The sequence below is a fragment of the Brevibacillus brevis genome (genome assembly GCF_001039275.2).
GTDB lineage: Bacteria > Bacillota > Bacilli > Brevibacillales > Brevibacillaceae > Brevibacillus > Brevibacillus brevis_C.
This window is the reverse complement of record NZ_CP030117.1, coordinates 752439-765524: the sequence shown is the minus strand read 5'-3', so window position 1 is coordinate 765524 and position 13086 is coordinate 752439. Positions and strand designations below refer to the sequence as shown.

The 13086-nt window shown below is 49.5% G+C and carries 11 protein-coding genes; 2 read left to right on the top strand and 9 right to left on the bottom strand.

The genetic code is table 11. The annotated features are described in order from the left end of the window. Positions 1-317 precede the first annotated feature (317 nt). Together rlmD and AB432_RS04075 are read right to left on the bottom strand one after the other, a co-directional pair. The gene (rlmD, locus tag AB432_RS04080) at positions 318-1748 is read right to left on the bottom strand and encodes a 23S rRNA (uracil(1939)-C(5))-methyltransferase RlmD (protein WP_048031151.1); all 1431 of its coding nucleotides are present in this window, start codon (positions 1746-1748) and stop codon (positions 318-320) included. Between the two features lie 118 nt (positions 1749-1866). Continuing rightward, positions 1867-2757: a diacylglycerol kinase gene (locus tag AB432_RS04075; RefSeq protein WP_048035687.1), complete on the bottom strand. Its 891-nt coding sequence runs from the start codon at positions 2755-2757 to the stop codon at positions 1867-1869. Positions 2758-2899: 142 nt separating this feature from the next. On the opposite strand from AB432_RS04075, the gene AB432_RS04070 reads away from it, so the two are divergent. Further along, positions 2900-3874, top strand: coding sequence for an ROK family glucokinase (locus AB432_RS04070; RefSeq protein WP_048035686.1), 975 nt, complete (start codon positions 2900-2902; stop codon positions 3872-3874). 74 nt (positions 3875-3948) lie between these two features. Here AB432_RS04070 and AB432_RS04065 read toward each other — a convergent pair whose 3' ends face one another. The 5 genes from AB432_RS04065 to AB432_RS04045 form a co-directional block, all read right to left on the bottom strand. Next, on the bottom strand, positions 3949-4851 hold the full coding sequence (locus AB432_RS04065) for a DMT family transporter (RefSeq protein WP_048031150.1): 903 nt from the start codon (positions 4849-4851) through the stop codon (positions 3949-3951). A 67-nt stretch (positions 4852-4918) separates the two neighbouring features. Next, on the bottom strand, positions 4919-6100 hold the full coding sequence (locus AB432_RS04060) for an ABC transporter permease (protein ID WP_048031149.1): 1182 nt from the start codon (positions 6098-6100) through the stop codon (positions 4919-4921). After that, positions 6100-6828, bottom strand: a complete 729-nt coding sequence (locus AB432_RS04055) for an ABC transporter ATP-binding protein (protein ID WP_048031148.1) — start codon at positions 6826-6828, stop codon at positions 6100-6102. The genes AB432_RS04060 and AB432_RS04055 overlap by 1 nt, the downstream gene beginning before the upstream one ends. A 28-nt stretch (positions 6829-6856) precedes the next feature. Next, positions 6857-7327 carry a hypothetical protein gene (locus tag AB432_RS04050; RefSeq protein WP_048031147.1) on the bottom strand — a complete coding sequence of 157 codons (471 nt, stop codon included), beginning with the start codon at positions 7325-7327 and terminating at the stop codon, positions 6857-6859. A 111-nt stretch (positions 7328-7438) separates the two neighbouring features. Next, positions 7439-7777: a hypothetical protein gene (locus AB432_RS04045; RefSeq protein ID WP_048031146.1), complete on the bottom strand. Its 339-nt coding sequence runs from the start codon at positions 7775-7777 to the stop codon at positions 7439-7441. A 225-nt stretch (positions 7778-8002) separates the two neighbouring features. On the opposite strand from AB432_RS04045, the gene AB432_RS04040 reads away from it, so the two are divergent. Further along, a complete protein-coding gene (locus AB432_RS04040) occupies positions 8003-9760 on the top strand; it encodes an RNA polymerase sigma factor (RefSeq protein ID WP_048031145.1) in 1758 nt (585 codons plus the stop codon). Positions 9761-9780: 20 nt separating this feature from the next. Here the strand turns inward: AB432_RS04040 and AB432_RS04035 are convergent, their stop codons facing one another. Both AB432_RS04035 and AB432_RS04030 read right to left on the bottom strand, forming a co-directional pair. After that, complete coding sequence (locus tag AB432_RS04035) at positions 9781-11409, bottom strand: YcdB/YcdC domain-containing protein (protein ID WP_048035685.1); 1629 nt, start codon at positions 11407-11409, stop codon at positions 9781-9783. A gap of 48 nt (positions 11410-11457) precedes the next feature. Next, on the bottom strand, positions 11458-13083 hold the full coding sequence (locus AB432_RS04030; protein ID WP_048031144.1) for a hypothetical protein: 1626 nt from the start codon (positions 13081-13083) through the stop codon (positions 11458-11460). Positions 13084-13086: the final 3 nt, after the last annotated feature.

The window sequence follows — 13086 nt, the reverse complement described above, 5'->3', positions numbered from 1 at the left end:
TATGTAGACTCCCTATGCACATCAAAGGCTATAGTAGATTTATTATACAGAAATTTCCTCCACTTTAATATAAATCAATTACATACATGACGATAGAGATTTTTAAGGTTAGGGAAAATAACAGGTTAAAAAATCTAGAAAAGTTGATAAGACAAGAGGGTCGAAGCTCTCAATTTGGAGACGCAAGAGGAAAAGAAGGATAAAGAGCCGAACGAAAATCAGGGTACATGCCTGAAATTCGGTCGACTCAACGGCAACTTATTTTGCTAAGTGGCAGACTTTGTACGGCAGCAGCGGACTATTTTTGTTTTCTGCAACTATTCCCTCACCAGTAGCACACAGCACTCCACATGCCCCGTATGCGGAAACATATCCACCGGCTGCACTTCCTTCACTGTATAACTGTCAGAAAGCACCTTCAAATCCCTTGCCAACGTAGAAGGATTACACGAAACATAAACCACTCTCTCCGGCTGCATCTCCAAAATCGTCGTCAACAACGCCTCATCACAGCCTTTGCGCGGCGGGTCAACCACAATCACATCCGCCCGTATGCCCTTCTCTTTCCAAGCAGGAATGACAACCTCCGCAGGCCCTGCCTCAAACGTCGCATTCTCCACACCATTCAACTGCGCATTCCGATTCGCATCCGCAATTGCTTCCGGCACGATCTCCACACCGTACACATGCTTGGACTTCTGCGCCAAAAAGAGCGAAATCGTCCCGATGCCGCAATACGCATCAATGACCGTCTCCGTACCAGTCGCACCCGCGTACTCCAGCGTCTTGTTGTACAGCACCTCTGTCTGAGCAGGATTGACCTGATAAAACGAACGTGCCGAAATGGCAAACTTGATCGGGCCGATATAATCGTAAATTACATCACTGCCCCAGAGCGTCACGGTCTTTTTGCCAAAAATAACATTCGTCTTATCCGGGTTGATGTTCTGCACGATACTCGTCACGCCAGCTACCTGTGCACGAATCGCTTCCACCAGCTCATCTCGCTGCGGAATCTGCTCCTCAGTCGTTACGAGCACGACCATGACTTCCCCAGTCTTTACGCCCACCTTTACAACCACATGGCGGAGCAATCCGGTATTGCGTACCTCATCATATGCTTTGATATTCAGCTTGGTCGCCGCCTGCTTCACGGCTGCCACTGCTTCATCATTCGCCTGGTGCTGGATGAGGCATTCGTTCATGTCGATGATCGAGTGAGATTTCTCCGCGTAAAAGCCACCGACTAACGCCCCGTTTTCCTCGCCAATCGGTACTTGTGCTTTGTTGCGATAGCGCCACGGATCACTCATACCAAGTGTCGGATGAACGGTAATAGCCCCTTCCCCTTCGACTTGGAAACCGCCAATGCGCCGCAGGTTGTCCCGCACGATTTGCTGCTTGTGACGTAGCTGTTCCTCGTATGCGAGATGCTGTAACGAACAGCCACCGCAACGGTCGTACAGTGGACAGGGCGGCTGGAAGCGATGGGTACTCGCTTCTACTACTTCCGTCAGCTTGGCAAAGCCGAAGTTTTTCTTCACATGATCGACGCGCGCATGAACCCGCTCTCCTGCAAGTGCGCCATCCACGAACAGCGTATATCCTTCAATCCGGCCGACTCCTGCTCCTTCGTGGTTCAGTCCGGTTATCTCCACTTCCACGGTTTGTCCGACACGTACAGGGACGTCCAGCTCCACTTTGGCTGTCGGATGCGGACCGCGCCGCTTCTTTGTTGTCTTCGCCACTATCTATTGCTCCTTTTATCTTGCTCTATAGGTTTTCGTTTTCGCTCCTGGAAGCATGCAGGGATGCACAGCGAAAAGCGGCATCCCCACGGCTATTGCTATTCATTTTACTATCTTCTTACGGGACGAACAACTCGATATGCCCCGGCAATGCTTCCACCACGCAAGGCAACTGTCCGCCCAGCTCTCCGTCCAGATTGAGCTGAACCGTCTCTCCGCCCGGCGAAGTGGCTTTGATGTAATCTGCCTGGAAATACAGGATGTTTGGGTCCTTCAGGTGCTCGCCGCGAACTGCCTGTGTCGCCAAGCGAATAAACTCCGCAATATTCAACTTCTTCACGACGATGACATCTAGCTTGCCGTCTGACAAATCGGCTTCCGGAGCGATGTTGTCAAAACCGCCTACCGAGCGGCTATTGGCGATGAGGAACACCATGATTTCTTCATCCAGCAGCACCTCTTTGCGGCTCTCCAGACGAACACGGATCGGGTGCAGCGACGGCAGCTTCTCCAATCCTTTGACGTAATACGCCATTTGTCCGATTAGCGTTTTCAGCTTGCTCGGGACCTCGTAGGTCAAATTCGTCAGCGAGCCGCCACCCGCGATATTCATAAAATAGCGGTTGTTGATGCGCCCCAGGTCAATGCGTTTTTTCTTGCCCTTGGCGACAATCTCCGTTGCACGCGTGATCGATTTCGGTATACCGACCGCTCGGGCAAAATCATTACTTGTTCCGCAGGGGATTATTCCAAGAGATGGACGTGCTTTATGCTCTGCCATCCCATTGACTACTTCATATATGGTTCCATCTCCACCAGCGGCCAGGATGACGTCAAAACCGCGAGCTACTGCACGAGCAGCTTCTTCTGTCGCATCATCTTCCCCTCTGGTCGCATGGCATGAAGTTTCATATCCGGCCGACTCCATTAAATCGAGGATTTCCGGCAATCGCCGACGCACGATCTCCCGGCCGGAGCTTGGATTGTAGATTAATCTGGCTCGTTTCAAGGCAGATCCCTTCTTCCTTCCCTCGCTCACGGGGGTACTCTCTTCCATCATATCCTGTATAGCCATTTTTGGGAATCGCTATGCTCCATATCGCGTGATAAGATAGAAAAAGATGGAAAACAAGGAGATAGGGGAGACGCTTGTGAAGAAGATCATCGTGGGAGTAGATGTGGGTGGCACTGCAATCAAGATGGCTTTGATTACGCCAGACGGCGAGCTGGTTACAAAAACCCAAGAACCGACGCCTGTTGCGGACGGCGAGGATGGCATTTTGCAAAAAATCGTAGACATGTCTCATGATCTTCTTGGGCAGCATGACTATTCTCTTTCACAAGTCTGCGGAATCGGTGTGGGAGTACCCGGCCCCGTCGATGGCGAGAAGGGAATCGTCTTCCAAGCGGTGAATCTTCACTGGCGCCAACCCGTTTTATTAAAAGAAAAATTGGAAGCCCTTACAGGTCTGCCAGTCGCGGTCGACAACGATGCCAATGTCGCAGCTCTCGGAGAAATGTGGCAAGGTGCAGGCCAAGGGGCGCAAGACCTCGTTCTGATTACACTCGGCACCGGTGTAGGGGGAGGCGTCATTTTGAATGGAAAGGTCATCCATGGCATCAACGGTGTTGGGGGCGAAATCGGTCACATCACCATGACCCCGGATAGCGGTGCCCCCTGCAATTGCGGCAAAACAGGTTGCCTCGAAACATATACGTCTGCGACTGCTATCATTCGTGAAGGGCGCTTTGCAGCTACGAATGGATCAAGCCCGGCGCTTGCCGCTGTACTAGCCGCCAAAGGAAACATTGCCGCCAAGGATGTCCTCGAAGCAGCCGTAGCAGGAGACGCAGCGGCTCTCGCGATTATCGATCAAGTGGCGCTCTATCTCGGTCTCGCTCTCTCTCATTTGGCGAATGTACTGAATCCCGCGAAGTTTATGATCGGTGGAGGCGTGGCTGCAGCCGGTGATTTCCTCTTTTCCCGAATTCGTGAATCATTCAAACGCTTTGTTCCATTCACCTACGTCGTCGAGTCCACAGAGATCGTTCCGGCCGAACTCGGCAATGATGCGGGTGTGTACGGTGCGGGCTGGTTAATCCGCTCACAGATGAACGAATCCTGATCGGGCCACATAAAAAGAAAATGGACGCTCCTGCACGTGAAGTCTCACAGCAAGAGCGTCTTTTTGGTATAACCTTATGAAGAAGCCTGACTGGGTGCCAGCTCTGACTCCCCGCCTTTCCCCGAAACAATCAGCGCAGCACCGACGAGCACTGCACATCCTCCCAACAGTTGGAGCAGGCTAAAGGCTTCGCCAAACAACAACGCCGAAAACCCAAACGTGACAACAGGCTCCAGCGTACTTAGCACCGACGCTTTGGTTGACCCGATCAGTTGCAAGCCGCGGAAGAAAAAACTGATGGCGACCACCGTAGAAAAAACAACGATCCCCAGCAGCGCCCACCACCCTTGTACCGCAAAAGACAGATCAACACCTCCGTCTTTTAGCGCAATGAAAAAAGTAGAAATGGTAGCAAACAGGGCGATGTACGCAGACGTTACATAGGACGAAACGCCCTTTACCACCCGATTCCCCACGACAATATAAACGGAATAAAACAACGCCGCAGCAAGAGCCAACAATACGCCAACTGGCTGAATCCCGCCAAATGACAAGCCGAGCACCAGTCCAAGTCCGACGAGTGTAATCAGCATGGCGATGACAGTCTTTTTCGTCAACCGCTCCTTCTCGACGAAGTAGCTCAATATGGCAACAAACACCGGAAATGTGTACAGCAGCAAAGCCGCCATGGAGGTCGGGATGTACTGCACCGCCGAGAAAAAGCTAAGGGATTGCAGCGTGTACAAAATCCCGCCGAGACAAAACATCGCGAGTACCTGTTTTTTGTCCAAGCGAAGTGACTCCTTGCGCCAGAGCAACAAACCAAAAAACAGGGCAGTCGCCAATAAAAACCGCAAAAACAAGAGTGTCGAAACAGACACACCTGCTTCATAGGCGTACACAGCGAAAATAGACATGACACCAAAGCCAGCAGCCGATCCGAAAATATATAACACACCAACATACAGCGGATTCACAACATTTCACCAGCTTTCTCGAAATGACAGCGACCAAAGAAGCAACAAGGCAGGTTCATTTCCGTGTTCAGTGCTTTAACCCCGCTCCTTCTCTGCGGAATATGCGCGACGCGAGAAAAATAGTGAACACCACATAGACAAGCAAGGAGCCAATCCCCAGGAGCGCATGCATCGGGTCGACCTTGCCATAAAACACTTCCTTGGACAGTGCGACACCGTTAAACACAGGCATCACGTAGTAATGCGCAGGGATGTCGATCGGACTGACTGGCATCAGCATATACGACGGAACCATTGCCAAAAATAGGACAGCACTCATATACGTCTGCCCCTCTTTAAAAGACTTGGCAATCGTACTCAAAACAAGCTCCAACCCTGCAAAGAGCGCCGCCAACAACAAAATCGTCACGATGAGCACCACCAAAGTGGCAGGCGAAAAGAAGGCGAGTGTAAAATGATCTCCTTCCGTCCCCATTGGTCCCAGACGCATGGCCAGGGTGACAGAAATCAGCGATGCTACTGCCCCCATGGTACTCATCGTCATGACAGCCAACAGCTTTGCCGTGAGGATGTGCTGGGCTGCAATCGGCGCCGTCAACAGCGATTCGAGCGTTCCCCGCTCTTTCTCACCAGCGACGAGATCATTCGCTGCGGCCATTCCCGCGGATGCGAGCGAGACTACCAACATCAACGGAATGATGCCAGCCAGCATCCCTCCCGACTTCCTTTCCTCAGAGGCTGCATTTTGAAAGGTGGAGACAATCGGTTGAATCGTCTGCTCGGACAAGCCCGCTTGGTTCAACCTTTTCGCTACGACATCTTTGCTGTAAGCCTCTACTGTCTGCTCGATCAACGTACGGGCATAGACAGACTTTTGATTGGTCGAGTCATAGGCAACCGATAACTGCGCTGTTTTTCCCGCCGCGATCTCCTCATCGAAGCCAGCAGGAATTGTCAAAACAGCGCGTAGCTGCCCCGCGTGCAGTGCTTGCTCTGGATTAGACGGTTCCAGAATTTGAACGGCAGGATTTTTTTGCAAAACCGTAATCAACGAAGATGATCCTTGAACAGCTAACGGGATGTACTCCCTCGCTTCTTTTTCCACATTGCTATAGGACGTTCCCAGCAAAAAGAAGACGAACGGAATGACCAGTAATGGCACTAGAAGCGTCCCCATCCACGCCTTGCGATCGCGAAACAAGTCCATCAGTTCTTTTTTCAATACGGTCCAAACGACATGCGAGCCCATCAGCCTTCGCTCCCTTCCACGACAGCCATGAAAATGTCGTCCAGATCCTCTGTCCCAAACTGCTCGCGTAAAGCATCCAATCCCCCCGCGAACCGCAGTTTACCTTTGTGAATGAGCGCAACCCTTTTGCACAGCTTGTTAATCTCACCCATGTTGTGACTGGAGAACAGAATCGTCTTCCCCTCTTCTTGCAGCTTTCTGACCATTCTTCGAAAGATGGTAGCAGCCGTAACATCCAATCCTGTTGTCGGTTCATCCAACAAAATGACATCCGGATCGTGTACGAGCGTCCGGGCAATCGCTACCTTTTGCTTCATTCCCCGGGAAAAGGCCCCCACTCGCCTGTCAATAAAATCTTCCATCTCGAGCATCCGGCTTAGACTGTGAATCCTCTCTGCAAGCCTCGCTTGCTCTAATCCGTATAGGCGACCGAAATACGCGATATTTTCCCTCGCTGTCAAACGGCTGTAAAGACCCACATCTCCCCCGAACAAGATGCCGATTCTGCGGCGCACTTCAAGCGGTTGCTGTCGAACGGAAAATCCACTAATCTCGATGTCTCCCTCGGTCGGGGTCAAAACCGTCGCCATCATGCGCATCGTCGTTGTCTTACCTGCACCGTTTTCGCCGAGAAGTCCGTATACCTCGCCTGCCTCGACTCGAAACGATACTTGCTGGACCGCTGCGATCTCCTTGAATCGCTTGCTAACATTCTTGACCTCAATCAACAGCAGCCCCTCCTCTCCCGTATTTTCACTAGAATCGTACCTTTAGCAAGTACGACGCCCGCTTTTCTCCCGTAAACGTCACCTGTACGACACCCGTCCGCCCGCGCAAAACCCTCGGTATAGCCCCAGTGACATGAAATTCTCGCCGCTTCTCATCGACTCGCGCGACAGACACGGAGCCTGGGGGCGAAAAGACCTTGTCGCCTTCCAGTGTGTAAAACGAAAGGGTGATTTCTCCTGCTTGCCCGTGGGCCTCTCCCGAAAAACGGATGATCTCCATCATTCCTGAGACCGCTGACACTTCCGTGAGATCAAAAAGCGGGTGACGCAGGTTCGCAAGCGTCTGCCCTTTTTTCCAGTCCTGCAAAAACGCATCAAACTCCTGTACAGCTACCATCCACGCCACCGAGGAAGTCATAGTCGCAGGGACATGCGAAGGTATGGCACCAAACACAAGCGCAGAAGATGTCATCACCAGTGGCAGCCAAATAGAAAACATGCTAATTCCCTCCAATAATTGGTTGCCCTTAGCATGCCCTCACAAAAGTTACCCGTATGTGCCTTTGGCGAATCAGAATCTTTTGACTTTAAAAACGGTAACGCTCGTATTCTACAGCGGATAACGCTCTTTCCACTTAGTCAGGGAAAAGCCTTCAAACAGCGCGACGAAATCCTCCGTATCGTTAATATAATGACGGGTTTCTTTTGCCTCTGGATGCTTTTCTAGAAACAGCGTCGCTACCAAATGGCTGACAGGAACACCTTCTGCCTCTTGATCGTAAATGCCCCGCTCAGCGAGCACTTTGCCAAAATAACGTACATAGGTGACGGTTATTGTTTTTTCTTGACCGTTTTCTTGCCACGTAGCAATGGAACGATCAAATGTATCAGACGGTGATCCACCTTTTCCAGCTGCCACACTTTCTCCTGCAACAGAAACGAGCTTCATGTACTTCCATCCTCCTTTTTCTTCCTGTACGTTCATTATAGGGGAGAGTGGAAATTGTTACAAATTGCTTTGTCGTCTGCCATTGGAAAAACCACTGCCTTTATTTGTCTGCTACACTAAACAAAACGGTTAAAAAAACTCCGAAATTTTTTCGCATCCCGTGTCAGAAAATCCGTGAACCCGAAGTCTACACAGTACATCAACAAATCACGAGGAGTTTTTGCGATGGATCACTTGATAATCAGGCCCAAGACTCATGAGGAACACACCCAGATCGAAGACGAGACTCTGGTAGAACAGGCAAAGGCCGGAGATCAGGAGGCGTTTAGCGAGCTGGTCAGACGTCACCGCTCCAAAGTATACGGCTATGCACGGTCGTATACACAAGAAGCCTTTCTTGCCGAAGACATCGTTCAGGATGCTCTCATTCGCGCCTTTTTGCACCTTGGGACACTGGTGGACAGCCGACGTTTCCTTCCCTGGCTGCATCGGATTGTGCGCAATCAGGCGTACACACGACTTTCGAAGGGGTCGCAAAAAAGGGAAACCGTTTTCTCGAGTCTGGGCAAACAAACGCAGGAGCAGGAACCGACTGACTGGGAGGACCTCGACAGTATTCTGCACAGGCTGGGACGGTCCTGGTCACACTCTGCGCAGAACACCAATCCCGAAGAGGTCATGGTTCGGCGTGAACTGTTTGAAACGATCAGGAGCCTGTTGCACTGCCTCAATCCTCGGGAGAGGCGCATTGTGGAATCTCACTTTTTTGATCATTTGGCCCCTCATGAGATCGCCCACATGTTCCAGATGTCCCAGGCGAATGTCTACCAAGTGCTATCGCGTTCTCGCAAAAAACTGATTCAGGAAAAAACTCGTGTCGTTGTTGATCAATACATGAAGACGAGAAAGGTTGCGGGGAGTATGAAGCAAGAAGTATTGAATAAGCCAGAAGCATTCACGATGCCTACTTGGGTTACTTGCGCAGCGGCACTATACGGATTGGTAGAATCGACCGAACGAAAAATGTCTTTGCCGATGATACTTGGCCTGAGCGGCCACGCCTTTCGCTTGACGATCGTTCCTGGAAATATCCATATTGCAGGCCCGACGATGTTTCACTTTCAACGAGTCTTGCAGCAGGGTTTGAAAAACATGGGCTTTGAATCTCGTGCCGTCACCTCGTATCATCTTTCCTGTGAACCAACCATTAATGCCAATCAAGTTGCTCCCTCGCTATTGAGCCCGGAGGCACGCGAAAAGCGCCAGTTGTCTGTCCTCCTGCCAGAAGCATTGGAACTGGTGCACCGCTCCATCGACAAAGGGCATCCTGTACTTGCTTGGGACCTGTTCATGCCAGAGTTCGGATTGATCTACGGCTATGATGATGAAAAAAGAATGTTTTACGCAGGAGATAACTGCCAAAACGATAGTACCATTCCCTATGAAAGCTTGGGGCGAGGTATCCTCGAGGAGTTGTTTGTCCTTGCCATCGATCATGCGATTCCGATCGATCAACGCACGATGCTCGCAAATGCTCTCCAATCTGCACTCGTTCATTATCGTGGAGAAGAACCGCAGGACCCGAGCTGCGCCAATGGTCTAGCTGCCTATGCTGCTTGGCAGGAAGCCTATGAAAAGGGAACGGTTGAGCCGAATGGCAACGCGTATACGACCGTGATAAACGGGGATGCACGTCGCTACGCCTCTCTTTTCTGGAGCGAAATCGTTGATACGTGGACAGATTCTGTGTTTGATGAGGTTCGTCCGCTGATGAAAGAAGCGGCTAGCTTGTACGGGGCGATTGCCGATGACTTTGACACGTTAAGCAAGCTCTTCCCGTTCCCGGCCGGGGGCGAGCCGAACGATGCAGAGCAGGGCAAGCAGGCTATTGCGTTGTTGCAGGCGATTGAGCGAAATGAGCGCGAGGCTGTATCCGTCCTGGAACAAATTCAGGCTGGACTTGAGAATAAAGCAGGAAAGTAAACCGAAAGAAGTAAGGCGATTTATGGTCGCCTTACTTCTTTTAGGTTATTGCTCCATTCAAACTTCCCGCTTACTGCATCTACGGTTGGCCAGCCCTTATAAGTATCAATTGTATAGACGAGCTGAAGATAAGGAGATTTTTTGCCATTGTAGGTTGGCCAGAAGTAGGACAGCTTGAGCGGAAGATTCTTTGCTGCCAGATCAGCAGCTTGCTGTGCAGTCACAGATGGTTTAAGTACTGGAAGTCCACCTTCCTCGTTCGGTATAGTTGGAGAGAAATATACGACTTGGCCGCTCTTCATTTCGATCACGACCCAATAATGGTGATCGAGCACAGGCAGACCATTTTGGAGCCTATGAAACCTGAATGAATAATTATCTGTATGTCTTTCCTTAACCTGATTTAATTCCATCATCCAGTCGGCCAACACCGCAGGTTTATATGGATCGAATATCTCTACTTGCCATTCATTAGCCGAAATCGAAGCATACGATTCAAGGACGGCAATCGCTTTTTTTAGTGCTTCTTCCCTCGTCAATGGAATAGATAGGTTTTCCTTTCGTGTCCAATCCATAGCATTGATAACCTGTCCAGTAGATTCGTCCACCTTAAGGAGAATATCCACCCCACCACGATCTGTCCAAGAATAAACGAAGTCTCCCCAACTATTCCTTGCATCATAGGGCATATTCGTGAACTTTTTATCTGTTCCAAACAAATTCGTAACAATTTTCTCTGCATCAGCCCGGTTTGAGACAATAAGTGAGTTCTCTTTTGGAGTGATCGTAATGTTCTTCACATAGACAGGATTTCGTTTTCCATCGTCTACGATCTCTAATCCGCTAGGCGCTTCAATCTGCTTTCCTGTTACAGCATCTATAAATGGTGAAGTTCTCCATGCATAATGTATACTCGGTTTGCTGCCGCTCCCTTCCTGAACATATCCGTAGTCGAAATGATCGGGGGTGAATAACTGCTCTATGACGGCTTCTGGTGCCAATGCCGATTTTGGATCAGGAACCTTGGTATCTTCCAAATCAAGTGGATGAAAAGACAAACTTACAAGATGACCTTCGTAATCCGTAATCATGTATATGCCAGTCAGGATCCCTCTATCTACTTCCAAACCATTCAGCATAGCAGGATATTCTATGTACCGAAATCTGACTATCTCGGAACGCTTCTCCTCAATTTGCGATAATTTAGGAGTACCTGTCATTTTCCGTTTATCTGACCATTGTACGGCGAGAAAAAGTTTTTCTGCACGCTGCAATAAAACCTCGTCCGTTACTCTCCCTTTAGCATTCCAAATTTCCAGGGCTGCGTTATAGCTGAGCATTTCCCCGGTTTCCCTATCAAAAACGAGAGAGGCTCCAACGTACTCATCTTTTGGATGGCTCATGTACAAGACTACTTCATTACCCGTCCTCAGTTTAACGGTTCGCACTGTCAACGTTTTTAATTCGGGCTCCAGCTCTTCTAAAGCAGCCACGATTTGAGCGGCGCCTTCCGGGAGGTTGATTTCTTCTGGAGCTGGAGCTGCTGTGCTTTTCAGGAGGATTTCAGGGCTTGCAGCCAATGCCGATCCACTTGTTCCAAAGAGTATCGTTGCTACTGTTAGAACAATTGATAAGCCTTTTATGAACATGTTGATCAAGCCTTTCTCTCTTCCTGTCTCGTATTTCTATACGGGCTACTATTCCTCGGACTCACTCCATTTGAACGATCCGTTTACAGCATCTACGGTTGGCCAGCCTTTGCTGGTATCGAGTTTGTAGGCAAGAATGGGAGCATCATAATCACTGGATGTCGGCCAGATGTAAGTCAGCTTCACCGGTACTTGTTTGGCAAAAATTTCAGCAACCTGCTGGTCTGTTACGGATGGTTTGAGCACAGGATATTTGCGATCCTCTGCGGGAACTGAGGCTAGGAACTCTGCGACTTGTCCTTTCATTGGATCAATAACTACCCCATAGGAATACTCCATGACTGGTATACCGTTTTGTTTCTCAAAAAATAAAAAGCCATACTGCTCGACAGATTTCTTTTCTTCTGTCTCTTGCTTGTTATCCTTATTCGATAGAAGCTTCATAGCCAGTGGATCTTCTGGTTTGATCTGTTCGTACATTTCGACTTGCCATTCGGATTTTTTAGCATAAGGCTCCAAGAAAGCAATCGCTTTTTGTAACGACTGTTCTTTGGTGAGCGGAGCAGGAAGATTTGGGATATGCGTCCAAAATAGATAACCGCCAATCTCTCCTGTCATTTTGTCCTCCACTACCGAAGCGTAATTCACTTCAACATAGTTCGCCCAATAATGATAGATTATGCCATCCTGCTCCTCCTTTCGATAGGTCGGATACGTCTTCTTCGTATCTATTCCAAACAGTCGCTCTAAAATTTGTGTATCCGTTGCATTTTTTTCAATGAATGGCTTTGCCTGGGGCTTCAAGGAAATATTTTTTAGATCAGGAGCATTTAGCTTGCCTTCCCCGTTTTCTTCCCCCCATCCATCAACGATCTGCTTGCCTGTCAGTGCATCAAATACTGGAGATGTTCTTAGCTTATACACTAATCCAGGCTTACCTTCACTGCCTTCCCACACATAACCATACTGGATCCGTTCAGGTGTAAAAATCTGCTTCTGGATCGCCTCTTTTGTGACAGCTTTTTTCGGGTCAGCAACCTGAACTCCCTTCAAATCGAGCGGTTCAAACGAGACCCCGATTAAATGACCGGCGAAATCCATGTCTACGTCTATCCCAAAACGCATTCCTTCTATTTCCAGACCGTTCAACAGAATCGGATAATAGACATTTCGGTATTCAAACGGCTCTTCCTGATCTTCCACGAATGTTGACAATTGTGGGGCATCCGTCATGCTCCGTTTCTTCGATCCAAGCAACTCCTCAACGGCTTTATCGGCTTTTTGCAAAATAGCCTCATCTGTTGCTTTTTCTTTCTGATCCCAAATGATAGTGGCAGCCTCGAAATCAACCATCTCGCCGCTATTGCGATCAAAAAGGATATACGCATCCTCGTGTATGTTGTCTGGATGATGCATAGTCAAGACCACTTGATTTTCATCTTGCTCGGAAATGAAGACTTCCCGCACCGTCAAAGTTTTCAAAGCAGGCTCCAGCTTCTCCAGCGCACCGACAATCTCTACCGCTCGAGCAGGTAGCTTGACTTGGTCTTCGGACGGGTTTTCAGCATTTTTCAAGATCATTTCCGGGCTTGCAGCAAATGCCTGGGCACCCGTTCCCAGCAGCATGGTTGTCACTGCAAAAGCAGCCGTCGCACTTTTCCATTTTTGTGTCATGAA

Bases quoted from the DNA above. Each gene is read 5' to 3' on its own strand.
- AB432_RS04035 (WP_048035685.1), bottom strand. From the start codon at position 11,409: ATGTTCATAAAAGGCTTATCAATTGTTCTAACAGTAGCAACGATACTC.
- AB432_RS04050 (WP_048031147.1), bottom strand. From the start codon at position 7,327: ATGTTTTCTATTTGGCTGCCACTGGTGATGACATCTTCTGCGCTTGTG.
- AB432_RS04040 (WP_048031145.1), top strand. From the start codon at position 8,003: ATGGATCACTTGATAATCAGGCCCAAGACTCATGAGGAACACACCCAG.
- AB432_RS04030 (WP_048031144.1), bottom strand. From the start codon at position 13,083: ATGACACAAAAATGGAAAAGTGCGACGGCTGCTTTTGCAGTGACAACC.
- AB432_RS04060 (WP_048031149.1), bottom strand. From the start codon at position 6,100: ATGGGCTCGCATGTCGTTTGGACCGTATTGAAAAAAGAACTGATGGAC.
- AB432_RS04045 (WP_048031146.1), bottom strand. From the start codon at position 7,777: ATGAAGCTCGTTTCTGTTGCAGGAGAAAGTGTGGCAGCTGGAAAAGGT.